Source organism: Propionibacterium ruminifibrarum (assembly GCF_900289195.1).
GTDB classification, from domain to species: Bacteria; Actinomycetota; Actinomycetes; order Propionibacteriales; family Propionibacteriaceae; genus Propionibacterium; species Propionibacterium ruminifibrarum.
Map to the genome: position 1 here is coordinate 63425 of NZ_OMOH01000006.1, position 25002 is coordinate 88426.

Annotated in this window: 20 protein-coding genes; 6 read left to right on the forward strand and 14 right to left on the reverse strand. The window is 68.9% G+C overall.

Translation table 11 applies throughout. The features are described from left to right. Positions 1-39: 39 nt before the first annotated feature. Positions 40-1272, forward strand: a complete 1233-nt coding sequence (locus PROPJV5_RS08350) for a multidrug effflux MFS transporter (protein ID WP_119715903.1) — start codon at positions 40-42, stop codon at positions 1270-1272. Positions 1273-1281: 9 nt separating this feature from the next. Beyond that, positions 1282-2769, forward strand: coding sequence for a DUF2079 domain-containing protein (locus PROPJV5_RS08355; protein WP_147385407.1), 1488 nt, complete (start codon positions 1282-1284; stop codon positions 2767-2769). A 21-nt stretch (positions 2770-2790) separates the two neighbouring features. Here the strand turns inward: PROPJV5_RS08355 and PROPJV5_RS08360 are convergent, their stop codons facing one another. The 5 genes from PROPJV5_RS08360 to rpsL form a co-directional block, all read right to left on the reverse strand. After that, entirely contained in the window at positions 2791-3423 is a 633-nt protein-coding gene (locus PROPJV5_RS08360) for a vitamin K epoxide reductase family protein (RefSeq protein WP_239018440.1), read from the reverse strand. A gap of 232 nt (positions 3424-3655) precedes the next feature. Next, complete coding sequence (gene tuf / locus PROPJV5_RS08365; RefSeq protein WP_119715906.1) at positions 3656-4846, reverse strand: elongation factor Tu; 1191 nt, start codon at positions 4844-4846, stop codon at positions 3656-3658. A gap of 248 nt (positions 4847-5094) precedes the next feature. Continuing rightward, positions 5095-7197, reverse strand: a complete 2103-nt coding sequence (fusA, locus tag PROPJV5_RS08370) for an elongation factor G (protein ID WP_119715907.1) — start codon at positions 7195-7197, stop codon at positions 5095-5097. Positions 7198-7290: 93 nt separating this feature from the next. Then, a complete protein-coding gene (rpsG, locus tag PROPJV5_RS08375; RefSeq protein WP_119715908.1) occupies positions 7291-7761 on the reverse strand; it encodes a 30S ribosomal protein S7 in 471 nt (156 codons plus the stop codon). Next, a complete protein-coding gene (gene rpsL / locus PROPJV5_RS08380) occupies positions 7761-8132 on the reverse strand; it encodes a 30S ribosomal protein S12 (protein ID WP_119160998.1) in 372 nt (123 codons plus the stop codon). Before rpsL ends, rpsG begins: the two co-directional genes overlap by 1 nt. Positions 8133-8488: 356 nt before the next feature. Between rpsL and PROPJV5_RS08385 the strand changes: the two genes are divergently transcribed. The 4 genes from PROPJV5_RS08385 (at position 8489) to PROPJV5_RS08400 (ending at position 12093) form a co-directional block, all read left to right on the forward strand. Beyond that, positions 8489-9436 (forward strand): ABC transporter ATP-binding protein, encoded by a 948-nt coding sequence (locus PROPJV5_RS08385; protein WP_239018441.1) that lies wholly within the window; start codon positions 8489-8491, stop codon positions 9434-9436. Positions 9437-9530: 94 nt separating this feature from the next. Further along, on the forward strand, positions 9531-10325 hold the full coding sequence (locus PROPJV5_RS08390) for an ABC transporter (RefSeq protein WP_119715909.1): 795 nt from the start codon (positions 9531-9533) through the stop codon (positions 10323-10325). 68 nt (positions 10326-10393) lie between these two features. Continuing rightward, positions 10394-11479, forward strand: coding sequence for a sensor histidine kinase (locus PROPJV5_RS08395; protein ID WP_220474392.1), 1086 nt, complete (start codon positions 10394-10396; stop codon positions 11477-11479). Next, positions 11476-12093, forward strand: a complete 618-nt coding sequence (locus PROPJV5_RS08400) for a response regulator transcription factor (protein WP_119715911.1) — start codon at positions 11476-11478, stop codon at positions 12091-12093. The genes PROPJV5_RS08395 and PROPJV5_RS08400 overlap by 4 nt, the downstream gene beginning before the upstream one ends. 33 nt (positions 12094-12126) lie before the next feature. On the opposite strand, the gene PROPJV5_RS08405 is transcribed toward PROPJV5_RS08400, so the two are convergent. The 9 genes from PROPJV5_RS08405 to PROPJV5_RS08445 all read right to left on the reverse strand — a co-directional run bounded on the left by PROPJV5_RS08405 (position 12127) and on the right by PROPJV5_RS08445 (position 24918). Beyond that, positions 12127-13038, reverse strand: a complete 912-nt coding sequence (locus tag PROPJV5_RS08405) for an FAD:protein FMN transferase (protein ID WP_119715912.1) — start codon at positions 13036-13038, stop codon at positions 12127-12129. Between the two features lie 91 nt (positions 13039-13129). Beyond that, positions 13130-13666, reverse strand: coding sequence for an FMN-binding protein (locus PROPJV5_RS08410; protein WP_119715913.1), 537 nt, complete (start codon positions 13664-13666; stop codon positions 13130-13132). A 2-nt stretch (positions 13667-13668) separates the two neighbouring features. Continuing rightward, positions 13669-14418 carry an ABC transporter ATP-binding protein gene (locus PROPJV5_RS08415; protein ID WP_119715914.1) on the reverse strand — a complete coding sequence of 250 codons (750 nt, stop codon included), beginning with the start codon at positions 14416-14418 and terminating at the stop codon, positions 13669-13671. Between the two features lie 8 nt (positions 14419-14426). Beyond that, on the reverse strand, positions 14427-15662 hold the full coding sequence (locus tag PROPJV5_RS08420) for an ABC transporter permease (protein WP_119715915.1): 1236 nt from the start codon (positions 15660-15662) through the stop codon (positions 14427-14429). A 4-nt stretch (positions 15663-15666) separates the two neighbouring features. Continuing rightward, the gene (locus tag PROPJV5_RS08425) at positions 15667-16959 is read right to left on the reverse strand and encodes an ABC transporter permease (protein WP_182858649.1); all 1293 of its coding nucleotides are present in this window, start codon (positions 16957-16959) and stop codon (positions 15667-15669) included. A gap of 20 nt (positions 16960-16979) precedes the next feature. Next, positions 16980-18302: a DUF2318 domain-containing protein gene (locus PROPJV5_RS08430; protein ID WP_119715917.1), complete on the reverse strand. Its 1323-nt coding sequence runs from the start codon at positions 18300-18302 to the stop codon at positions 16980-16982. Positions 18303-18385: 83 nt separating this feature from the next. Continuing rightward, positions 18386-19024 (reverse strand): iron transporter, encoded by a 639-nt coding sequence (locus PROPJV5_RS08435; RefSeq protein WP_119715918.1) that lies wholly within the window; start codon positions 19022-19024, stop codon positions 18386-18388. 31 nt (positions 19025-19055) lie between these two features. Beyond that, entirely contained in the window at positions 19056-20681 is a 1626-nt protein-coding gene (locus PROPJV5_RS08440) for an FTR1 family iron permease (protein WP_119715919.1), read from the reverse strand. A 346-nt stretch (positions 20682-21027) separates the two neighbouring features. Then, positions 21028-24918: a DNA-directed RNA polymerase subunit beta' gene (locus tag PROPJV5_RS08445; protein ID WP_119715920.1), complete on the reverse strand. Its 3891-nt coding sequence runs from the start codon at positions 24916-24918 to the stop codon at positions 21028-21030. Positions 24919-25002 lie beyond the last annotated feature (84 nt).

The window sequence follows — 25002 nt, forward strand, 5'->3', positions numbered from 1 at the left end:
CCGTGACGACCCGGCCCCCGAGTAGACCAACGGAACCGCATGTCCAACACCGAGCAGAACCCGTCCACCACCTCCGCGTCCCTGAGCCCGGGACTGCTGTGCGTCCTGGCCCTCCTGTCGGCGGCTCCCCCGCTGGGCACCGACATGTACCTGTCGACCTTCGTCCAGATGGCCGCCGACCTGAACACCTCGGCCTCGGCGGTGCAGCTGACACTGACCAGTTTCATGGTGGGCATGGGCGCCGGCCAGCTCATCGCCGGGCCCGTCTCCGACGCCACGGGCCGGCGCCCGGTCCTGCTCCTCGGCACCGGCCTGCTGTTCGCCGCCTCGGCCCTGACCATCGTCGCACCCGGCATCGGCCTGCTCATCGCGCTGCGCCTGCTCACGGGGCTCGGCGGCGGGGCCGCCGTGGCGCTGGCCCGCACGGTCGTGGCCGACAGGGCGCACGGGATCGCGGCGGCGAAGGCCTTCTCGATGCTCATGATGATCCAGGGCATCGCCCCGGTCGCGGCCCCCGTCGTCGGCGGGCTGCTCGCCACCCACGGCGGCTGGCGGGGCATCTTCGCCGTCATCACCGCCTGCAATCTGGCCGCCTTCGTCCTGACGGCCACCAGCATCCAGGAGACGCTGCCCCCTGAACGGCGCAACCACGACGGCCCCCGCGCCTTCTTCGCAGTGGCCGGCAGGGTCGTGTCGAACCGCCGGTTCATGGGCTTCACCCTCGTCACCGCGTTCGGTTTCGGCGTCATGTTCGCCTACATCTCGGGCTCCCCCTTCGTCCTGCAGGAGACCTATGGGCTGAACCAGCTCACCTACGCGCTGCTCTTCGGCAGCGGGGCCCTGTGGATGACGATCGTCTCGGGGGCCAACGCCCGGCTCGTCGACCGGTTCCCCGTGCGCTCGGTGCTCGGCACGGGCCTGGTGATCATGACGTGCGCGGCGCTGGCCTTCCTGGCCGCCGGTCTCGTCCGTGCCCCGCTGTGGTGCATCGTCGGCTGCATGCTCACCACCGTCACCGGCGTGGCCCTGGTCCTCGGCAACGCCACCGCGCTGGCCACCGACGCGCTCGGCGGGCACGCGACCGGCACCGGCTCCGGCCTGCTCGGCGCCATCCAGTTCCTCATCGCCGGGTGCATCTCCCCGCTGGTCGGTCTGGCCTCCGACCCCACGACCGGGATGGCGATCGTCATGCTGGTGTGCCTGGCCGTCGTCCTGGGGGCCGGCCTCCCGCTGGCGCGCGCCGGTTCGGCCGCCGCGCCCGATGGTGCCTAGACTGGGCCGGTGACCGACGAAGCAGCGCATCACGGCCAGTCCCGCAGGGCACGGGCACGTGCCTGGACGGACAGCCACTGCACCGGGCTGCTGGCACTCATGTGCCTCCTCGCGTTGGCCGCCTATCTGACCGTCAGCCTGCTCAAGTACGCCCGTCTCGGCGACGGCATGGACCTGACGATCTTCGACCAGGCCATCCGCTCCCTGGCGCGGGGCGAACCCGGGTACACGGCGATGAAGTCGCCGGGCATGTCGATCTTCGGCGACCACTGGCACCCGATCATCGCGGTGCTGGTGCCGTGCTACTGGCTCTGGGACGACCCCCGCGTGCTGCTCATCGCGCAGGCGGTCTGCGTGGTGTGGGCCGGCTGGGTGCTCGGCCGCCTCGCCCAGCGGCGCATCGGCGCCGGGCCGGCGCTGGCCATCACCGCCGCCTGGCTGTGCGCGCTCGGCACGCAGTCGGCGATCATCTTCGACTTCCACGAGGTCGCGCTCGGCCTGCCACTGCTCGCCTACGCGCTGAGCGCCTTCTGCCGGCTGCGATGGGGCCTGTTCTGGGCCCTGGCGGCCTCGCTCATGCTCGTCAAGGAGGACATGTGCTTCCTGGTGGGCGGCCTGGCGATCGCGCTGCTGGTACGCCGCCGGATCAGGGCCGGCCTGGGCCTCGGGGTCTTCGCCGTGGCCTGGACGGCCGCCGCAGTCTTCGTGGTCATCCCCCGCATCAACCCGGAGCACGTGTACGCCTACCTGGGCTCGCTGGGCACCGTCACCGTCGAGGGCGTCCAGGAGGCCGGGCACCCGGCCTGGTACGGTCCGCTGTCGACGCTCGGCACCGCCGCCGTCCTCCTCGCCGCGACCGGGTTCGTCGCCGCCCGGTCGGCGCTGATCTGGGGATTCATCGGGTCCTTCGCCGTACGCGCCCTGTCGAAGAACCCGCAGCACTGGACGACTGGTTTCCACTACAACCTGATGCCGATGCTCGTCGCCTGCTTCGCCTTCGTCGACGCCTGGCCGCGTCTGGCGTCCAGGGCCGAGGCCCTGGGGCGGACCGGGTCCCGGGGCCTTCGGGCCCGGGTGGTCCGGGCCTGGCGGGCGCTGGCCCTGCCCGTCGTCGTCGCCGTCGCCCTGGTGTCGATCCCGGCCGGCGCCGTGCTCCACGACCTGACCGGCAAGGCCTGCGGGGCGGCCTGCGTGGAACTGGACGAGGCGACGGCGATGATTCCCGCCGGTTCGTGGGTGGGGGCCGACGTCTACCTGACGAACCACCTGGCGGACCGTTTCGAGGTGAGCCAGTGGCGCCCCACCGACGGCTACCTCGACGACCTGGGCAAACCGGTCGACCCGGAATGGCTCGTCCTGAACCTGGAGACGATCAGCTACGAGAACGAGACCAGTTCGTGGGTGCAGGAGTTCCTGGACGACCCCGTCGTGCGCGGCGCCCGCTACGAGGTCCGGTGGGCCGGGGAGGCGATCGTCGTCCTGCAGCGGGAGGGCTGAGCCGCCTGGGCCGGGCCCTGCTCAGACGATGACGTAGCGGACGAGGACCATGCCGGCCAGGACGAGCAGGAAGGCGATGGTGATGATCCAGTCGTTGCCGCTCGCGATGAACCAGCGCAGGCGCGCGCTGCCCGGCAGCACGTGGTCGCGGATGTTCAGCCGTGTCAGGCCGGCCCACACCAGTGTCGTGGTGACCGTGATGAGCAGGCACCACGGGCACAGCGCGTGGATGACGAAGTAGGACTGGCTGAACAGCCACAGGGCGAAGAGCAGCGCCACCGTGTAGAGCGCCTCGGCGCACCGCATGTACCAGCGCGGAAAGCGCACCCCGGCGACGGTGGCCACCGAGATGGCCAGCACGACGCCCTCGAACAGGATGCCGAGGAAGGCGTTCGGGAAACCGAGCAGGGTGGCCTGCCAGGTGCTGGCGACGGTGACGCAGCTGATGCGCTCGTTGATGTCGCAGGCCAGGTCGAGCCCGGGGTCGCCGGCCAGCTCCCAGGCCTCGATGGACAGCTTGAACGAGACGAACAGGCCCACCAGGCCGGAGACGATCATCTCAGTGGCGGTGCGGGCCCGCCACCGCTGGGGTGCCGGGCCGGCCAGCTCAGGATCGAGCTCGACCGTCCCGGAGGATTCGAGATCTGCTGCCACGCTTTGCTCCTCGTGCATCTGCTCGGCTCTGGATCGCGCCCCCGCCGGGCGCCCAGTCGAGCATACCTGCACCGAACCCGGCGCCGATCACGGCGAACGCACCGGGCGGCCCCGGTCCGGGGAGGTCGGCTGCGCTGCCGCAGTCACACTGACGGCGTCGTCACGGTGACGGCAAAGGGCCCGCTCCCCACGGAAGGGGAGCGGGCCCTGCGCCTGATGCTCGGGAATCAGCTCACTTGTCGATCTTGGTCACACGACCGGCGCCGACGGTGTGGCCGCCCTCACGAATGGCGAACTTCAGGCCGACCTCCATGGCGATCGGCTTCTGCAGGTGCACGACCATGTCGGTGTTGTCACCGGGCATGCACATCTCGACGCCCTCGGGAAGGGTCACGGTGCCCGTCACGTCCGTGGTACGGAAGTAGAACTGGGGGCTGTAGTTGGTGAAGAACGGCTTGTGGCGGCCACCCTCCTCCTTCGTCAGGACGTAGACGCTGCCCTCGAAGTCGGTGTGGGGGGTGGTGCTGCCGGGCTTGGTCACGACCATGCCGCGCTCCACGTCCTCCTTCTTGGTGCCGCGCAGGAGCAGACCGACGTTGTCGCCGGCCTGGCCCTCGTCGAGGATCTTGCGGAACATCTCGACGCCGGTGACCGTGGTGGTCTGGGTGTCGCCGAGGCCGACGATCTCGACCTGCTCGCCGGTCTTGATGATGCCGGACTCGACACGACCGGTGACGACGGTGCCGCGGCCGGTGATGGTGAAGACGTCCTCAACGGGCATGAGGAACGGCTTGTCGGTGTCGCGAGTGGGCTGCGGCACGTACTCGTCGACGGCGTTCATGAGCTCCATGATGGACTCTTCCCACTTCTCATCGCCCTGGAGGGCCTGGTAAGCGGAAACGCGGACGACGGGGCAGTTGTCGCCGTCGAACTCCTGGCTGGTGAGCAGCTCGCGGGTCTCCATCTCGACGAGCTCGATGAGCTCGTCGTCATCGACCATGTCGCACTTGTTGAGGGCCACGACGATGGCGGGGACGCCGACCTGGCGGGCGAGCAGGACGTGCTCGTGGGTCTGCGGCATCGGGCCGTCGGTGGCGGCCACGACGAGGATCGCACCATCCATCTGGGCGGCGCCGGTGATCATGTTCTTGACGTAGTCGGCGTGGCCGGGGCAGTCGACGTGTGCGTAGTGACGGTTCTCGGTCTGGTACTCGACGTGGGCGATCGAGATCGTGATGCCGCGCTGGCGCTCCTCAGGGGCCTTGTCGATCTGCTCGAAGGCCTCGAACGAGTTCCATTCGGGGTACTTCTTCGAGAGAACCTTGGTGATCGCCGCAGTCAGGGTGGTCTTGCCATGGTCGATGTGACCGATCGTGCCAATGTTGCAGTGCGGCTTCGTACGCTCGAAATGGGCCTTTGCCACTGGGGCTCCTTCATGATGTCGCGTCACGCTGGCTTGCGGGACGCCCGTGTTGACTACTGCGGGGATTCCCCCGCAGTTCTGGTTGTATCAGTTCCCGGTACCGGCCGGTGAAATACCGGGCACGATAACGCATGGGCACGCGCCCACGAACTTTTGCAATTTTGGTCCTTCCCCGCGGCATAGTCAAACGCCCCGGGAGGGACCGGGTCCGCCCGCCGCACGCGCGGCGGGCGGACGTGGTGGTCGGTTCACTCCGCGGTGCCGCGGGCCTTCGCGACGATCTCGTCGGCGATCGACTTGGGCACCTCGCCGTAGGAGTCGAACTCCATGGTGTAGGAGGCCTGGCCGGAGGTCTTGGACCGCAGGTCGCCCACGTAGCCGAACATCTCCGACAGCGGGACGAGCGCGCGGACGACCTTGTTGCCGTGTTCCTCGACCATCTCGCGGATGTGACCGCGACGGCCGTTGATGTCGCCGATCACGGTGCCGAGGAAGTCCTCGGGCGTGGTGACCTCGACGGCCATCATCGGTTCGAGGAGAGCCGGGTCGGCGCGACGCGCGGCCTCCTTGAAGACCATCGAGCCGGCGATCTTGAAGGCCAGCTCCGAGGAGTCGACGTCGTGGTAGGCGCCATCGGTCAGGGTGACCTTGATGTCCTCGACCGGGTAGCCGGCGAGGACGCCGAACTGCATGGCCTCCTGGATACCGGCGTCGACCGCGGGGATGTACTCCTTGGGCACGCGACCGCCGGTGACGGCGTTGACGAACTCGTAGCCGCTGCCGGGCTCGGTGGGCTCCAGGTCGATGATGACCTTGCCGTACTGGCCGGAACCGCCGGACTGCTTCTTGTGGGTGTAGTCCACGTTCTTCACCGGGCGGCGCAGGGTCTCGCGGTAGGCGACCTGCGGCTGGCCGATGTTGGCCTCCACGTGGAACTCGCGCTTCATGCGGTCGATCAGGATGTCGAGGTGGAGCTCACCCATGCCGGCGATGATCGTCTGGCCGGTCTCCTCGTCGGTGTGGACCTGGAAGGTGGGGTCCTCCTCGGCGAGACGCTGAATGGCGACCGACAGCTTCTCCTGGTCCGCCTTCGACTTGGGCTCGATGGCCTGCTCGATGACGGGGGCGGGGAAGGTCATGGACTCGAGCACGACCGGACCGGAGGCGTCGCACAGGGTGTCGCCGGTGCCGGTGTCCTTCAGGCCCATGACGGCGCAGATCATGCCCGCGGGCATCTCCTCGACCTCTTGGCGCTTGTTGGCGTGCATCTGGTAGATCTTGCCGATGCGCTCCTTCTTGCCCTTGGTCGAGTTGAGCACCTGCGAGCCGGTCTTGAGGACGCCGGAGTACACGCGGACGAAGGTCAGCTTGCCCAGGTGCGGGTCGGCCGCGATCTTGAACGCCAGGGCGCTCAGCGGCTCGTCCTTGCTGGGGTGGCGGTCGATCTCGACGGACTCGTCGCCCGGCTTGAAGCCGCGGATGGCAGGCACGTCGAGCGGGCTCGGCAGGTAGTCGACGATCGCGTCGAGCAGGGGCTGGACGCCCTTGTTCTTGAAGGAGGTGCCGCACACGACGGCCGTGAAGGCACCGGCCAGGACGCCACGACGGATGGCCGCCTTGAGGTCCTCCTTGGTCCAGTCCTCGCCGCCGAGGTACATCTCCATGAACTGCTCGTCGTTCTCGGCGACGGTCTCGACCATCTCGGCGCGGGCCGCCTCAACGGCCTCGGCCATGTCGGCCGGGATCTCCTCGACCTCGTAGTGGGCGCCGAGCTCGGTCTCGCCACGCCACGTCTTGGCGTGCATCTCGACCAGGTCGACGACGCCGATGAAATTGGCCTCGGCGCCGATCGGCAGCTGCAGCAGCACCGGGGTCGCGTTGAGGCGCTCCCTGATGGTCTTGATGCACCAGTCGAAGGAGGCCCCCGTGCGGTCGAGCTTGTTGACGTAGCAGATGCGCGGGACGTTGTACTTGCTGGCCTGACGCCACACGGTCATCGACTGGGGCTCGACCCCGGCGACACCGTCGAACACCGCGACGGCACCGTCGAGGACGCGCAGGGCGCGCTCCACCTCGACGGTGAAGTCCACGTGACCGGGGGTGTCGATGATGTTGATCTGGTAGTTGTTCCAGAAGCAGGTCGTGGCGGCCGACGTGATCGTGATGCCGCGCTCCTGCTCCTGCTCCATCCAGTCCATGGTGGCCGCACCGTCGTGCACCTCACCGATCTTGTGGTTCACACCGGTGTAGTACAGGATGCGTTCGGTCGTGGTGGTCTTACCAGCGTCAATGTGGGCCATGATGCCGATGTTGCGCACCTTGGCCAGGTTCGTCTGCAGGTCCAGGGCCACTGGATCAAACCTCTATTTCTTGGTCTTGGTTGAACGATCCGCCCCGGAGCAGGGCGGCGCCCCCGCCACTGCGAGCGGGGGCCTTTGCTGCGATTACCAGCGGTAATGGGCGAAGGCCCGGTTGGCCTCCGCCATGCGGTGGGTGTCCTCGCGCCTCTTGACCGAGGCGCCCAGGCCATTGCTGGCGTCCAGGATCTCGTTCATGAGACGCTCGGCCATGGTCTTCTCGCGACGCGCGCGGGCGAAGCTCACGAGCCAGCGCATGGCCAGCGTGTTCGACCGCGCGGGCTTGACCTCGACGGGCACCTGATAGGTGGCGCCGCCAACCCGGCGGGAGCGGACCTCGACCGAGGGCTTGACGTTGTCAAGGGCCTTCTTGAGGGTCTGCACCGGGTCGACGCCGGTCTTCTCACGGGTGCCCTCGAGGGCGGTGTAGACGATGCGCTGGGCGGTGGTCTTCTTGCCGTCGAGCAGGATCTTGCTCACGAGCTGGGAGACCAGCGGGGAGCTGTACACCGGGTCGATGATGACGGGGCGCTTGGGCGCGGGTCCCTTGCGAGGCATTACTTCTCCTTCTTCGCGCCGTAGCGGCTGCGGGCCTGCTTGCGGCCCTTGACACCCTGGGTGTCGAGGGCGCCGCGGATGATCTTGTAACGGACGCCAGGCAGATCCTTCACGCGGCCGCCGCGCACGAGCACCATCGAGTGCTCCTGCAGGTTGTGGCCGATGCCGGGAATGTAGGCGGTGACCTCGACTCCGGAGCTGAGACGGACGCGGGCGACCTTGCGAAGCGCCGAGTTCGGCTTCTTCGGGGTCGTCGTGTAGACACGCGTGCACACGCCACGGCGCTGGGGCGATCCCTTGAGCGCCGGCGTCTTGGCCTTGCTGACCTTGTCGGTGCGGCCCTTTCGGACCAGCTGCTGAATAGTGGGCACCTGCTGGTATCTCTTTCGTTGTTAGAGGGATTCTCCTGATGGTGCAACTCCCCCAGCAACCCGACCGCCGCACCCAGCAACCGATGCGCGTTCGAAGGACGATGGGTCGTTGCCGCACACACCCGGGCACCACCAGGCCGCCTCGCAACGTTCAGGAACCGGGCCGTGAGGGCATGTGCTTCATCCGGGCAAACCGAACCAAGTCACAAGTTTACGCGGCGCGGCGCCGGTTGGCAAAAACATGGCGCACCGCCCGGCCGGGCGCGCGATCGGCCGGGCACCAGTGAGATCTGTCATACGAACCCGGTGACAGATCGTACTGCCGCCGGGGAGCCCGGCGGCGAAATCCTTGAGCCATGAACAACATGGCCTCCACGACAGCACCAGAACCGGCCGTCCGGATCAGCGGCCTGACCAAGTCGTTCGGCCCGCTCGTCGCGGTCGACCGGCTCGACCTCACCGTCGCCAGGGGCGAGGTGGTCGCCTTTCTCGGCCCCAACGGTGCCGGCAAGTCCACCACCCTCGACGTCGTCCTCGGGTTCTCCCGGGCCGACGCCGGCACCGTCACCGTGCTGGGCGACGCACCGGCCCGGGCCGTCCGCGACGGGCGGGTCGGCGCCGTCCTCCAGGCCGGCGGCCTGCTGCCCGACCTCACCGTGCGCCAGACCCTCGACGTGGTCGCCTCCCTGCAGTGCAGTACCCCCGACGTCGAGGCCGTCATCGCCCAGACCCGCCTGTCGGGCCTGCTGCGCCGCAAGGTGGGCAAGTGCTCCGGCGGGGAGGTCCAGCGCATCCGTCTCGCGCTGGCCCTGCTGCCCCGCCCCGAGTTGCTCGTCCTCGACGAACCCACCACTGGCATGGACGTCACCGCCCGCGCCGACTTCTGGGAGACCATGCGCGAGGCCACGGCGCAGGGCCGGGCCATCCTGTTCGCGACCCACTACCTGACCGAGGCCGCCGACTTCGCCGATCGCATCGTCATCATCGACCGCGGCCGGCTCGTCGCCGACGGCTCGGTTGACGAGATCCGGGCGCTCGGCGAGGGCACCACCGTCACCGCGAGCTGGCCGGGGCTGAGCGGCGAGCCCGAGCTGCGCGAGGCGCTCGCCCCCGTGGCCGGCTCCCTGCTCACGGTGAGCGTCCACGGCGAGCACGTGGAGCTGCGGACCACCGCCGCCGACGACGTGGCCCGGCTCCTGCTCACCGCGACCCCGGCCGTGCACCTGGGCATCAGCGCGCTGAGCCTCGACGACGTCTTCACCGAGCTCGTCGCCCAGGAGCCCGACGCCGCACCGGCCCCCTGAGCGGCGCTCCGCGCCGCAGACCAGTACCGCGGCCCGGCCGCCCACCACGGAGCGGCCCGGCCCGCCAGAAGAACTCACGAAGGATTCATCGACCATGACGACACTCACCACGACCAGCGGGCGGCCCCGGCTGGGCACCTACACGCGGATCGACGCGCTGACCACCCTGAAGCGGGCCGACATGATCGTCTTCACCCTGCTACTGCCGTTGGGCATGTACCTGTTCTGGGGCGCCATGCAGGACTACTCCGGCCTGGACGTCGGACGCGGCAACATCGCCGCCTCGACCATGGTCAACATGGCGGTCTTCTCCGTCGCGGTCGCGGCGACCTGCACGGCGGCCGGCGCCGCGGTGGAGCTGGCCGGCGGCTGGGGCCGCCAGATGGCCCTCACCCCGGCCGGCACCCGCGGCTACGTCCTCGTCAAGCTGCTCTGCGCCGTCATCGTCTCGGCCGCGCCCGTCACGATCATCTTCATCGCGGGGCTGTTCACCGGCGCCGAGATGGACGCCTTCTGGGTGTGGGCCGCGAGCTATCTACTCGCGCTGGCGCCGACGGCCCTGCTCTTCGGCTGCTACGGCCTGGCGGTGGGGCTGTGGTTCCCGGCGCAGGGGGCCGTCGGCATCGCGGGCACCTCGATCGCCCTGTTCGGCTTCCTCGGCAATCTGTTCATGCCGCTCGACGGCACCCTGTTCGCCCTGGGCCGCTTCACCCCCATCTACGGGGCGGGAGCCCTGGCCACCCGGCCCATCCAGGGCGACACCGTCGCCCTGATGAGCGACGTCGTCGACGAGGCGCTGTGGGTGCCGCTCACTAACATGATCGCGTGGACCCTGCTCTTCGCCCTCGTGGGCCTGGCGGCGCGCCGCCGGACGACCCGGCGCCGGTGAGCACGATGACCGGGCGTGCGGCGAGTCCGGCCGGTGGGCGGAAGGGATTCTGGCACCGGGTCAACTGGATGGCGAGCATCTGGGTGGTCTTCCTCCTCATCCCGCTCGTCATACTCGCTCGCTCCACCACGGCCTGGCCGGCCAAGGCCAGCGGGCTGGTGGGCACCTGCGGGTTCATCGTCGCCTACCTCGTCATGGTGAACTCCTCGTCCGAGACGTTCGCGTGGGAGCGGCTGCCGGCGGGGACCACGATGGCCGAACAGCTGCGGGTACCGCTGCGCGCGAGCTGCGTCCTGCTCCCCCTCGTGGCGCTGACCGTGCCGGGCCTGGGCTGGTGGGCGTTCTACTTCCTGCCGTTCTTCACCGCGCTGCTGCTCTACACGACGCGGCTGGGCACGGGGCTGCTGGCCGTTGCCCTGCTGAACGCGGGGGCGGCGATCTGCGCGGTGCTGTTCATTCCCGACCCCGAGATGAGGTGGAACGGCGTACTGGGGCCGTGCTTCTCGGTGTTCATCATCGCGCTGTCGCGCATCGGCGTGGACGCCGAGGAGCGCCGCCAGGTCAAGGAGCGCGAGCTCGCCGCGGCGTCCGAGCGCGAGGAGATCAGCCGGGACGTCCACGACCTGCTGGGCCACTCCCTCACCGTCCTCACCCTCAAGGCCGAGGTCGCGCAGCGTCTCGTACGCCGCGACCCCGACGCCGCCGAGCGCGAACTCGGCGAGATCGTCGGGCTGGCCCGCACGGCCCTGGCGGACGTGCGCGCCACCGTCACCCGGCTGCGCGTACCGGACCTCGCCGGCCAGCTGGAGGCCTCCCGCACGGCCTTCGCCGCCGGCGGCCTCGAGGCGGCCTTCTCGGGACGGCCCGACGCGGTGCCGGCTCCCCAGCGGGAGCTGCTCGCCTGGGCGCTGCGCGAGGCGACGACGAATGTGCTGCGCCACGCCGGGGCGCGCAGCGTGAGCGTCGAACTCGCCCCGGGACTGGTGCGGGTCACCGACGACGGCGCCGGCGCCGCGGGGCACGAGCTGGGCAACGGGCTGCGGGGGCTGTCCGAACGTGTCCGGGCCGCCGGGGGCACCCTCACGCTGACCAGCCCGGCGCCCGGGGGCGGCACGGGCACCGGCCCGGGAACCCTTCTGGAGGTGAGACTGTGAACCCCTCCCCCATCAGGGTGCTCATCGCCGACGACCAGGGGCTCGTCCGCGGGGCGCTCGCCACCCTGCTCGGGCTCGAACCCGACATCGAGGTGGTCGCCCAGGCCGGCACGGGCCAGGAGGCGATCGACGCGGTGCGCGCACAGCCGATCGACGTGGCCCTGCTCGACATCGACATGCCGGACATGGACGGGCTCGCAGCCGCCGCGGCGATCACCGCCCTGGGTCCGGGCTGCCGCAGCCTCATCGTCACGACCTTCGGGCGCCCGGGCTATCTCTCGCGGGCCCTCGAGGCTGGGGCGAGCGGCTTCCTCGTCAAGGACACCCCGCCGGCCGAACTGGCCGAGGCGATTCGAAAGATCGCCCGGGGCCTGCGCGTCATCGACCCGACGCTGGCCCAGGAGTCGGTGCTGCTGGGGCCGAACCCGCTGACCGAGCGCGAGAAGGACGTCCTGCGGCTGGCGGCCGAGGGGGCCGACGCGCAGGGCATCGCCGGGACGCTGGCGCTCGGCGAGGGCACGGTGCGCAACTACCTGTCGAGCGCCATCGCCAAGACGCACGCCCGCAACCGCACCGAGGCGGCCCGGACGGCGGAGCGGAACGGCTGGCTGTAGTGAAACGGCCTCGGGGCGCCGCTGCGGGGACGATCAGCCGGCCTCGACGGGCAGCCAGGGCAGGCCGGGGCTCGTCCGGGCGTCCTCGTCGGTGACCGTCAGGTATTCGACGCCGTCGAGCAGCCCGGGCAGTCGCCCGGCGGGACGCATCATGAGGGCCGTCGCCGCGACCTCGGCCCGCATCCCGTCGGCGCACACCGCGCTGGCCTGGCGCACCCCGGAATCCGACGGCCGCCCGGTGGCCGGGTCGACGACGTGGTGCACGACCTGCCCGTCGACCAGGCGCGGCAGCTGCTGCAGGTAGTCCCCTGAGGTGGCCAGGTCGGCGCCATCGGCCAGCTCGACGGAGCCGAGGATGGCGTCACCGGCCACGGTGTTCACCCCGACCCGCCAGGGCAGTCCGTCCGGCCTGGTGCCGGCAGCCGCGATCGACGAGGCCCCGACCGAGACGAGAGCGGATTCGACCCCCCGGTCGAGACAGAGCCCGCGGACGGCGTCGGCGACGAATCCCTTCGCGATGGCCCCCAGGTCGAGCCGTGCCCCGCCGTGCAGGCGGTAGGCGCGTTCGTCCACCTTCTCGAGCAGTTCGGGCGCGCAACGCCGCCTCGCCGCCTCGATCGCCTCCCGGCCGGGTGGGCGCACGGGCCGGCCGGACGCGAGGGCGGCCAGCCAGTCCTTGACGTTCCACATCCGGCTGAGTGCGCCGATGCAGGGCGTGAAGGCCCCGTCGCTGAGTGCGGCGAGCGTCAGGGCGGCGTCGAGCACCGCGGCCGTCGGGGCGGCGACCTCGACGACGGTCCCGCCGGAGCGGTTGAGCGCGGACACGTCCGAGTCCGGCTGGAAGCGCGACAGCAGCGACTCGTGGCGGATCAGCAGGTCGGCGGTCTCCTCGACCAGGTCACCCAGCCGCCCCGTCACGACGGTCACCTCGACGATGGTCGCCATCGCGGGCAGGACGAAGCGCTGCGCCCCAGGTGCCGCCCTGATGCGCGCGGGCCGGCCGCCCGGTCCGGCCGGGCGGTGCGGGACCAGCGGGTCAGTAATCCTCGTCCTCCAGACCCAGGCCGGGCATGTTGATCGTGTCGGCACGTCCGTCGTCCTCGACCCCCTGCGCCTGGTAGACGGCGCGCAGCGAGGCCTGCAGGAACTGGCTGTGCGCCACGGTGGCGCCCGAGATCGTGTCGACCGCGGTCGGGTCCTGGACCTCGACGAGGCTCGCGGAGTACTGCTCGTAGGAGGCGACGGCGGCCTGGGCGCGCTGGTAGTACTCGGCGTTGGCGATCTCGCCCGAGCTGTCCTTGCCGTAGTTCTCGTCCTTGACGGTGCCGTCGGACTCGACCGTCTCGTACGTGGCCTCGGTGATCCGGCCGCCCTGGACGGTGATGGTGACGGTGCCCACCGAACCCTGGTCGTCCTCGTTGGACTGGCCGGTGTAGGTGCCGTCACTCATCGGAATGCTCATGTCGACGAGTTCGTCGTCGCCGGCGCAGGCGGTCAGCATCATGGCGCCGACCGCGCCGAGCCCGGCGAAGGCCGCGAAGCGTCGGGTGAGGCTGCGGTTCCGGTTGCTCATGCTCACTCCCCCTGATCCGTACCGCCGGTCATGACCACGTTCGACTGGGCGGGCTCGTCACCGCCGGCACCGGCATCGTCGTGAACGGTCGTCTCGACGATCCTGCCGTGGTCGAGACGAACCTCGCGCTGGCCCTTCGATGCGACCCAGGCGTCGTGGGTGACGACGATGAGCGTGGTGCCCTCGGCGTGCAGCTGCCCGAAGATGTCGAGCACGATGCGTTCGTTCTTCTCGTCCAGGTTGCCGGTGGGTTCGTCGGCCAGGACGATCTTCGGCGAGTTGATGAGGGCGCGGGCGACGCACACGCGCTGCTGCTCGCCGCCGGACAGCTGGCTCGGCAGGTGGGTGGCCCGTTCGGCCAGGCCCACCCGGTCGAGGGCGGCGAGGGCCTCGGTCTCGTCGGGCATCGAGTGGTAGTACTGGGCGACCATGACGTTCTCGAGGGCCGTCAGGTGCGGGATGAGGTGGAACTGCTGGAAGATCAGGCCGATCGTCTCCCGGCGCACCTGGGTGAGGTCGAAGCCGGAGAACTTCGAGATGTCCCGGCCGTCGAGCATGACGGTGCCCTCGGTGGGCTGGTCCATGCACCCGATGATGTTCATCATCGTCGTCTTGCCGGAACCGGACGGGCCGACGATCGAGACCCACTCGCCGCGCCGGACGGTGAGGTCGACGTGGTCGAGGGCGTGCAGGTCGCCGTAGATCTTCGAGACGTCGGTGAGCCGCAGCAGATCGGACGTGGTGTTGGTCATGATGGTTCCTATTCTCCGCGCAGCACCAGGGCTGGGTCGATGTCGACGGCTCGGCGCACCGGGATGAGGCTCGCCAGGGTGGACACGCCGATGGCGGCCACGACCGTGCCGATGAGGATGAGCGCGTGGGCCTCGACGGTGCGGTGGAAGACGTTGAGCGAGATCACCTGCGCCAGACCGAATCCGGCGATGGCGCCGATGACGCCGCCGATCAGGCCGAGGACGACGCCCTCACCGAGGAACTCCACGATGATCGACCGGTCGTCGGCGCCGAGGGCCTTGCGCAGGCCGATCTCGTTGCGACGCTCCGTGACGATGGCCATCATCGTCGTCGAGACACCGATCATGATGAGGGCCAGCACGATGACCGAGATGATCACCATGAGCGAGCGGAGCATGCCCAGCACGTCCGCGTCGGACTGGGCGAGGCGTGCCACCGGATCGGCGCTCACCTCGGGGTGGTCGGCGTCGATCCGGTCGGCCAGCTGCTGGAGGGCGTCGCCCTCGACCGAGATCGAGAACTCGGCGACGGTGAAGACCGGTGGCTCGCCGGTCAGCTCGGTCATGTCTTCCATGGACAGGTAGACGAAGCCGTCCTCGTTGCCGCCGGTCTCCAGGATCCCCGAGACCGTCACCGCGGTCTCGGCGCTCGTGGCCGCCTCGGCCTGGCTCACGTCCTGGTTCGAGATCTCCTTGCCGTTCTCCCCCGTCGCCCCCGTTCCCGGGGTCTGGCTCCCGCTGTCGCCCGAGTCGTCCTTGGCGAGCATCGACAGGGTGACCGAGTCGCCCACATGGGCGTCGACGGCCTGCGCGACGTCCTGGCCGATGAGCACCTGGCCGGTGCCGGCGGGCCAGTCGCCCTCCACGTACCAGTACGGGTTCAGCCGGTGGGCGGCATCGAGATCGGCGCCGGCCGCCACGTACGGCAGGTCGTTGACGAGGACCGACTCGTAGTCGATGCCAACCGCTCCGACGAGCCCGTCGGGGCCGACCTCGTCGGCGATCTCCTCGACGACCGAGACGTCGAAACCGGTCGCATCACCGGCCGGTGTCAGCAGCATGTTGGCGCCGGCGGAACGCATCTCGCGGGCCATCTGTCGCGGCACGTCGACCGAGATCGTGGCCAGCGCCGAGAGTGTGGTGGCGCCCACCGCGACGGCCAGCATCGCGACGATGACGCGGGAGTGCCGCCGCAGGATCGACGACATGACCATGCGGATGAACAGTCTGCGCTTGGGGTTCATCGTGTCACCTCCCGTGCAGCACTTCGGCCGGGCGCAGCCTCAGCAGGAATCTGACGGCCGGAATGGAGCCGGCCAGGACGACGAGCAGGACCAGGGCCGCGACGATGCCGGCGACCGAGGGCAGGATCGATATGGCCGAGCCGAACACGAGGTGCCCGATGACCTGGGCCAGGCCGATCCCGACGCCGAACCCGAGCAGGCCCCCCACCAGGCCGATGATGAGGATCTCGGTGAGGATCAGGCCGACCACCGCCGCGTCGCGGGCCCCGATGGCCTTCATCAGACCGATCTGGGCTGCGCGCTCCATGACGTTGGCGGTGACCAGGTTGGCGATGGCGAGCGCGGCGCCGGCCATCGACAGGACCGTGACGAGCACCATGAGCAGCTGCGTCTTCTCGAGGATGGTGCCCTCCGACTCGGAGACCTGGCGTACCGCACGGGCCGTGGAGTCGGGGATGACCTCCTCGATCTGGTAGGCGATCGAGGAGACGTAGGCGGTGCAGTACCAGGTCTCGCGCTCGGCCACCGACAGGCTGGCGGGATTCTTCGCGGCCTTCCTGGCCAGGTCGTTGTCCGGCGTGGTGAGGGCCGAGACCTCGACCTCGCCGACCGCGTCGGGTACGGCGATGAGATCCTGGGTCGCGGCGATGTTGGTGAGCACCTGGTTGTCCACGTCCTCACCCGTGGTGACGATGCCCGACACCGTCATCTGCTCGGTGACACCGTCCCGGGTGAGCGTGAAGGGGTCGCCGATCCCGAGCCCGTTGTCCTGGGCGAAGGTTACGCCCACCACGGCCTGGTCCGTGGCCTCCTGGTCGGGCCACGCGCCGTCGATCGTCCACCAGCCGCGCATGTTCACCAGGCCGGTGTCGACCGATTCACCGTCGGCCAGGTCGAGGTGCCGGTTGAACCAGGTGCCGACGACGGTCACGTCCTCGGTGGTGCCGCCCGCCGTCGACACGTCACCCTGCGCGGTGAGCAGGGGCGCGAAGTCGACGATGTTGTAGGTCCAGAAGATCGTCTTGATCCTGGGCACGTCCGCCTCGTCCAGGTAGGACTGCTGGATGTCGTCGCCGCCGTCGACGTCGTAGATGTCCTGGACGACCGCGGCCCCCTGGGGGCGGACGACGATGTTGGCCCCGTAGGCCTTCAGCTCCTGGTTGATCTTGTCGCCCACGGAGAACATGACCGAGAGCATTGAGGTGGCGACCGAGGCACCGAGGGCCACTGTCGCGATGATCATGAGACGCCGGGAACGCTGCCTGAGCAGTGCCCCGCGCAACATGCGAAGAAACATGATGACTACCTCGTTCGGGTTCAGGCGAAGACGTCGGCGCTGGATTCCAGGACGTGGATCGGTACGCTCAGCTCGCCATTGGCGATGGTGTAGTCGATCGGGATGGGATTGCATCCGCCCTTGAAACCGATGGTGGCGATGTTCATGGCCACCCCGCACAGCTTGCAGATGACCTGGCCGTCCTCCTCGTAGTAGCCGCTGGGACCACAGATCTCGCAGGCGTCGAGGCCGACGCCGAAGGACGTTCCGGCCTTCTGGATCGCGATGAAACGCACCGTGGTGCCCGCGGACGTCTGGTACTCGAAACGGTGCAGGTGCGCATCGCTGATCGCGTCGAGGCCGACCACGACGTTGTCGCCCTTGACGTCGAAGGGCTCGGGGGCCGACAGCTCGACCTCCTGTGTCGCATAGCGCTCACCGATGGTCAGGACACCGGCTGTGGCAGCCAGGGCGCCGAGGCTGAGGACCGAACGACGACTCATCGAGCGGACGCCGGCCCTCTTCAGCCGCTGCTCGGACGCCGCGTCCGCCCCGGTGGGCGTGCGGCGCGCCTGGACCAGCAGGATCATGGCGGCGACGGCTGTGGCGGCCATGGCGACGAAGGAGAACAGGTTGAGGTGATTGACCAGCCAGGACATCGCCGTGGCGGTCTGTTTCGAGACGCGGATGACCCGCAGGGAGTACAGCAGCCGGATGATGAGGAAGACGTGGGTCGCGGTGAGGACCAGACCGGTGATGGTGAACAGGACCGGGGCGTAGAACGGGCGCCGCGTGCACATCATCGAGACGCTCGCCCCGGCGACGACCGCGAGTCCGACACCGGTCAGGAAACCCAGCGCGTTGAGGAAGGTGGTGCTGGAGAACAGCGTCGAACTGGACGGCACCCACTCCCAGATCTGGAGGTAGACGCTCTGGCTGGCCCGGAAGACGACGGCCAGGGCCCAGAGGAAACCGGCGGCCGAGGCCACGACGCGCCACGGCGCGGGGATCGGGTTCGCGACGCCGGCGCTGGCCAGCGAGTTGCCCTGCGCCCCGCGCAGGAGCCCCAGGGTCCGCCGACCGAGGAACCAGACGAGGGCCAGGAGCACCACGAAGAGCCCGACGGTGGGTTCGAGGGTGGTGAGGGTGAGCCGCTGACGGTCGAAACGGATGATCGAGAACTGGTGGACGATGATGAACGCCAAACCGATGACCGCACCGGTCAGCGCACCCCAGACCACCGGGCGGGGGCCCGGACGAGCCGGGTCCCCGCCGCAGGCCAGGCGCACACTGGGAGCCAGCGCTCCGATCGTCAGGGCGACGAGGATGAGCGAACCGAGCGCGTCAACGAGCTGTGCGAGCACTGTCTCTCCCGAATGACTGAGGTTTGGTATACCAAAGCTCGATCATAGGCACCGGATCAGCTGATCGGTAGCCGAGGGGCCGGTCACCACCACACGGCCTCGGGGTCCCAGTGCCAGTCGGGGAAGGTCGCGACGATCGGTTCGGTCCAGAAGCGCCCCTCGACGCCGGTCTCGTCGTCGGTGTGCAGCATCCAGCCGTTCTCCTCCGGGGAGTGGATGGTGATCTCGAGCGTGTAGTCGCCGGCGGCCAGCTCGGGCAGGTTGAGGCCGTAGTGCGGGCCGTCCGAGGCGTTCATGGTCATGAAGGTGCCGCTCTGCACCTCGTTGTCGGAGGCGTCCTTGATGGCGTACTCGACGGTCAGGCCGGGGACGAAGTCGCCGGCGCCGTAGCCGAGCTGGTTGTCCTCGACGGCCGTGATGTCGGCCTCGAGGTGCATGGCGGCCTGGGAGGCGTCGACACCCATCTTCGGGGTCATCTCGACGGGCTGGAAGTAGACCGCTGCGATCTTGAGGGGGCCGGAGAAGACCTCATCGCCGACGGGTTCCTCCTGGAAACCGGCGTCGCCACTGTCATCGGCGGTCTCGGCGGCCGAGGCATCGGCGGTGCTCGTGTCGGCCGCCGAACTGGAGTCGGAACTCGAACTGCCGGAGCAGCCGGTCATGAAGCCGGCCAGCGCCAGTGCGGCGATGAGGCTTCCTACCTTCTTGAATGACATGGACATGAAATGTCTCCTGTGTAGAGAGGATTCGGTGCTATTCAGTTGTCTGACCCGCTGTCCGCTCGCCCCGGTCACCGGGCGCCCCGCCGCGACGGCGTTGACGCCGGGATCCGATGACGTAGAGAGCAACGATGATGACGAGAACCACGGCCTGGCCGGTCAGGTTCTCAACCCGCGGGTAGATCCCCAGCAGGTCGATCGTGGGCAGCCCGTCGATCGCCGTCGACGGCAGGACGTCGGCCTCCTGCAGCTCCTTGATGCCGGAGCCGGTGAAGACGACGGCCATGGCCGCCAGGAAGATCGACGTGATGATGAAGAAGGGCCGCAGCGGGATGCGCAGGCTGAAGAACCGGATCGCCACGTAGACGAGGACGAGGCAGACCGCACCGACGGCCAGGCCGAGCCACACGAGGTGGGTGTCGTCGCCCGCCATCGCCAGGATCGGCTGGTAGAAGAGGATCGTCTCGGCGCCCTCGCGCAGCACGGCGACGAAGGTGACCAGCACGAGGGAGAACAGTGAGGCGCGGCTGATGCCGTTCTCGGTCGACCCCGGCAGGTACTTCTTCCACGAGGCGTGGTCGGAGTTCTCGATCATCCAGTTCGACACCCAGATGAGCATGGCCACGGCGACCAGCGCCGTGACGCCCTCGAGCAGTTCCTGGTTGGAGCCGGCCGCCGCGGTCACGAAGTGGAACAGGAGCGCCAGGGCGCCCGAGATGAGCACGGCGAGGGCCACGCCCGCCCAGATGGCGCGCGACTCGCGCCGCAGGCCGGCCTTGATCATGAAGGCCATCACGGCGGCGACCACGAGGATGGCCTCCAGGCCCTCGCGCAGGATCACGAGGAAGGCGGAGAGGAACAGGGTGAGGCCGCCCCCCTCGCTCGTCGCCCCGGTGCTCGGGTCGTACCCGTCGAGCGTGTTGGCGTCCTGGATGAGCATGACCTCGAGCTCGGCGACTCGCGTCGCGACCGAGTCGTTGTCCTGGTCCGTCATGTCCCGTTTGATGTTGGCGAACTCCAGCTCGATGGTGGACACGCGGGCGCCGGAGACGCGACTCATGGTGACCTTCTCGAAACCGGTCGTCTCGTAGTTCCCGTAGTAGGCCTCGTTGACGAGTTCCTTGCCCCGGTCCGGGTCGCCGGCCGCCGAGGCGTCCCTGCCCTGATTGAGCAGGTCGATCATGGTCGAGGCGACCTGACCCCACTTGCCGGGACTGATCGGCATGTCCTCGGCCCGTTGGGAGTTGCCGTCGAGGGTCTGCGCCGCATCCGTCACGAGTCTCTTGAGCTCGTCGACCCTGCTGTCGACCTCGGTGCCGTTGTTGTCCTTGATCGCCTGGATGAGCAGGGCGAAGTCCATGTCGGCGTCCTTGACGTCGGCGCCCGACTTCGCCCCGAGCGCCTCCTCGAAGCCAGAGCCCACGTACGTCTTGTAGCGGGTGTCCCTGACCTGGTTCTTCGCGCCGTCCTGGTCGCCGTCGTGGAAGGTGGCGGCCGCCGCATCGAGCTCGTCACTGATCTGCTGGGCCACTGTCGTCCACTGCCCCGCGGGTTCGGCGACGGCCGTCGCCGGACGGCTGAGCGGCAGCAGCACCGCGAGGAGCAGGATCACGCCGATGGCGACGGGCAGGCGGTGCAGGCCGGCCGGCCTGTCCACCATCGCTGTCAGCTGCGCGGAATGCACTGGCGAACACCCCATTCCTCGAGAAGGACTCGGTTCTTCACAGGTCCTCGACAGAACCCACAGGGAGTTAGCCTAGGCTAACAGTCTCAGGGTTCGCCAGTCGACTCGGCGATCGTTTCGTTCTTGCTGGTCAGACGGCCTTGCACTCCTCGCCTCGGGAGGCGACAGCCTGTCACAGGATCAGGGGCTGGGTACGACCACAGGCCCTCTGCCCTCTGGACGACCCCGGCGAAGGCCGCGTCGTGCGCCGCCACGAGCGGGTCCACAACGCAGCGAGGGCGCCCCGCGTGTGTGCGGGGCGCCCTCGGTGTTGATGGGCCGGTCAGCGAAGATCGCCGAAGTCCAGGTCGTCGAGCGGGACAGCGGCACCGGAGCCGGAGCCGAAGTCGTAGTCGAACGGGTCGTAGCTCATCTGGAAGGAGTTGGCCTTGGCCTCGGCCGTCGGCTCCACCCGGATGTTGCGGTAGCGCTCCAGTCCGGTACCGGTCGGGATGAGCTTGCCGAGGATGACGTTCTCCTTCAGGCCGGCCAGGTGATCCGACTTGCCCTGGATGGACGCATCGGTGAGCACCTTGGTGGTCTCCTGGAAGGAGGCCGCGCTCAGCCAGGAGTCGGTCGCCAGGGAGGCCTTCGTGATGCCCATGAGCACCGGGCGTCCCTCCGCCGGACGGCCGCCCTCGGCCACCGCCGTGCGGTTGGCCGCCTCGTAGGTCTGCCGGTCGACGAGCTCACCCGGCATCATCGGGGTGTCGCCCGATTCGATGACGGTCACGCGACGCAGCATCTGGCGGATGACGATCTCGATGTGCTTGTCGTGGATCGGCGAGCCCTGGGAGGCGTAGACCTTCTGGACCTCCTCCACCAGGTGCTCCTGCACCCGGCGGACGCCACGGACGCGGAGCACGTCCTGGGGGTCGACCGTGCCGCCGGTGAGCTGCTCACCCACGCTGACGTGCACGCCGTCGGCGATCACGTGGCGCACCCGGTTCGAGTCCTCGAACTCGAGGCGGGCGCGACGCGGCAGGGTGTACTCGACATCGGCCCCGCCGTCGTCGCGGACGATCGTCAGCTTGCGACCGCGGTCGGTCTCCTCGATCCTGATGCGGCCGTCGGCCTCGGCGATCGGGGCCTTGCCCTTCGGGGTGCGGGCCTCGAAGAGCTCGACCACGCGCGGCAGGCCCTGCGTGATGTCGTCGCCGGCCACACCACCGGTGTGGAAGGTGCGCATCGTCAGCTGCGTGCCGGGCTCACCGATGGACTGGGCGGCCTGGATGCCGACCGCCTCGCCGACCTCGACGAGACGGTTGGTGGCCAGTGACGTGCCGTAGCACATCGCGCAGGCACCGGTGTGGGCCTCGCAGGTCAGCACCGAGCGGACCTTGACGGAGGTGATACCGGCATCGATGGCGGCGCGGACATTGGCCGCCTCGAACAGCGTGCCGGCACCGATGACGACGTCACCGGAATCGGTCACGACGTCCACGGCCGCGACACGGCCGTAGACGGAGGTGTCGAGCATCCTGGCCGGAACCAGCGCGCCGTCCTCGGTCGCCGTCGCGATGACCTTGTTCAGGCCGCGTTCGGTGCCGCAGTCCTCCTCGCGGATGACGACGTCCTGGGAGACGTCGACCAGGCGGCGGGTGAGGTAGCCCGAATCGGCGGTGCGCAGAGCGGTGTCCGCCTGACCCTTCCGGCCGCCGTGGGTGGAGATGAAGTACTCCAGAACCGTCAGGCCCTCGCGGAAGTTCGACTTGATGGGCCGCTCGATGATGTCGCCCTTCGGGTTGGCCACGAGGCCTCGCATCGCGGCGATCTGACGCATCTGGGTCAGGTTGCCGCGGGCACCGGAGTTCACCATCATGTAGATCGGGTTCGTCCTGGTGAAGTTCTTCTCCATCGCGCTGGTCAGCTCGGCCGTCGCGTCGTTCCAGATCTGGACGAGTTCGCCGCGGCGCTCCTCCTCGGTCACGGCACCGCGATCGTAGAGCTTGTCGATCTTGGCGGCCTTGGCCTCGTAGGTGGCCATGATCTCGGGCTTGTCCGGTGGCGTCTGCACGTCGCCGATCGAGACCGTCACGCCGGAGCGGGTGCCCCACTCGAAGCCGAGGTCCTTGAGGTTGTCGAGGGTCTCGACGACCACGGGCCTCGGGAACTTCACGGCGAGATCGTTGATCAGGGCCGAGAGCTGCTTCTTGCCCACGTGGTAGTCCACGAACGGGTAGTCGTCGGGCAGCGCGTGGTTGAAGATCACCGAGCCGAGGGTCGTGTCGAGGATGATCGAGCCGTCCTCTCGCATCGCCCCCGCCTGGGCGGGCGGCGGGACGATCCCGGTCAGCTTGATCTTGCACTTGGCGCGCAGGTCCAGCTGGCCGAGGTCGTTGGCCATGATGGCCTCGGCCTCGGAGCTGAAGGCACGGCCCTCACCGGGCAGGCCGTCGAGGTCCTGGGTGAGGTAGTACATGCCGATGATCATCTCGTGGCTGGGCAGGGCGATCGGCTTGCCGTCGGCGGGCTTCAGGATGTTGTTCGAGCTGAGCATGAGGATGCGGGCCTCGGCCTGCGCCTCCGCGCTCAGCGGCAGGTGAACGGCCATCTGGTCGCCGTCGAAGTCGGCGTTGAAGGCCGCGCAGACGAGCGGGTGCAGCTGAATGGCCTTGCCCTCGATCAGCTGGGGCTCGAACGCCTGGATGCCGAGTCGGTGCAGCGTCGGTGCACGGTTGAGCAGCACCGGGTGCTCCTTGATGACCTCGTCGAGAACATCGAAGACCTGCGGGCGCTGACGCTCGACCATGCGCTTGGCGCTCTTGATGTTCGGCGCATAGTTCAGGTCGTCCAGACGCTTCATGACGAAGGGCTTGAACAGCTCCAGCGCCATCTGCTTGGGCAGACCGCACTGGTGCATCTTGAGCTGCGGGCCGACGACGATGACCGAGCGGCCCGAGTAGTCGACGCGCTTGCCGAGCAGGTTCTGGCGGAAGCGCCCCTGCTTGCCCTTGAGCATGTCGGACAGCGACTTGAGCGGACGGTTGCCCGGGCCGGTGACCGGACGACCACGGCGCCCGTTGTCGAACAGCGAGTCGACCGCCTCCTGGAGCATGCGCTTCTCGTTGTTCACGATGATCTCGGGCGCGCCGAGGTCGAGCAGACGACCAAGGCGGTTGTTGCGGTTGATCACGCGACGGTAGAGGTCGTTGAGGTCGCTGGTGGCGAAGCGGCCACCGTCCAGCTGCACCATCGGGCGCAGGTCGGGGGGGATGATCGGGACGGCGTCGAGCACCATGCCCATGGGCGAGTTGCCGTTCTCGAGGAAGGCGTTGACCACCTTGAGACGCTTCAGGGCGCGCGTCTTGCGCTGGCCCCGGCCGGTCTTGATGATCTCGCGCAGCTTCTCGGCCTCACCCTCCAGGTCGAAGGTCTCGAGGCGGCGCTTGACCGCCTCGGCACCCATGAACCCCTCGAAGTACTTGCCGAAGCGGTTCTTCATCTCGCGGTAGAGCACCTCGTCGCCCTCGAGGTCCTGCACCTTCAGGCCCTTGAAGCGCTCCCACACCGCGTCGAGGCGGTCGATCTCGCGGCCGGCGCGGTCGCGGATGGTCTTGAGCTCCTTCTCGGCGGCGTCCCTGACCTTCTTCGTGACGTCGGCCGCCGCACCCTCGCTCTCGAGGGTTGCGAGGTCCTCCTCGAGCTTGGCCATGCGCTTGGCCAGGTCGGCCTCGCGGCGCTGCTCGATCTGGCCCCGCTCGGTGGCGACCTTGGCCTCGAGGGAGGGCAGGTCGCGGTGGCGGGCCTCCTCGTCGACGCTGGTGACCATGTACGCGGCGAAGTAGATGACCTTCTCGAGGTCCTTCGGTGCGATGTCGAGCAGATAGCCCAGGCGCGAGGGAACGCCCTTGAAGTACCAGATGTGGGTGACGGGGGCGCGCAGCTCGATGTGGCCCATGCGTTCGCGACGCACGTTGGAGCGGGTGACCTCCACACCGCACCGCTCGCAGACGATGCCCTTGAAGCGCACACGCTTGTACTTGCCGCAGTAGCACTCCCAGTCGCGGGTGGGCCCGAAGATCTTCTCGCAGAACAGGCCGTCGCGCTCGGGTTTGAGCGTGCGGTAGTTGATCGTCTCGGGCTTCTTCACCTCGCCGTGGGACCACTCACGAATCTGGTCGGCCGTGGCCAGGCCGATCTGAAGCGTGTCGTAGGTGTTGACGTCCAGCACGTTGGTTCTCTTTCCCCTGCCTCCGGCAGGCGGTCAAAACTGTGGATCCAGTGGTCGTGGGACGGGCCGGAGCCCGACGCCGGA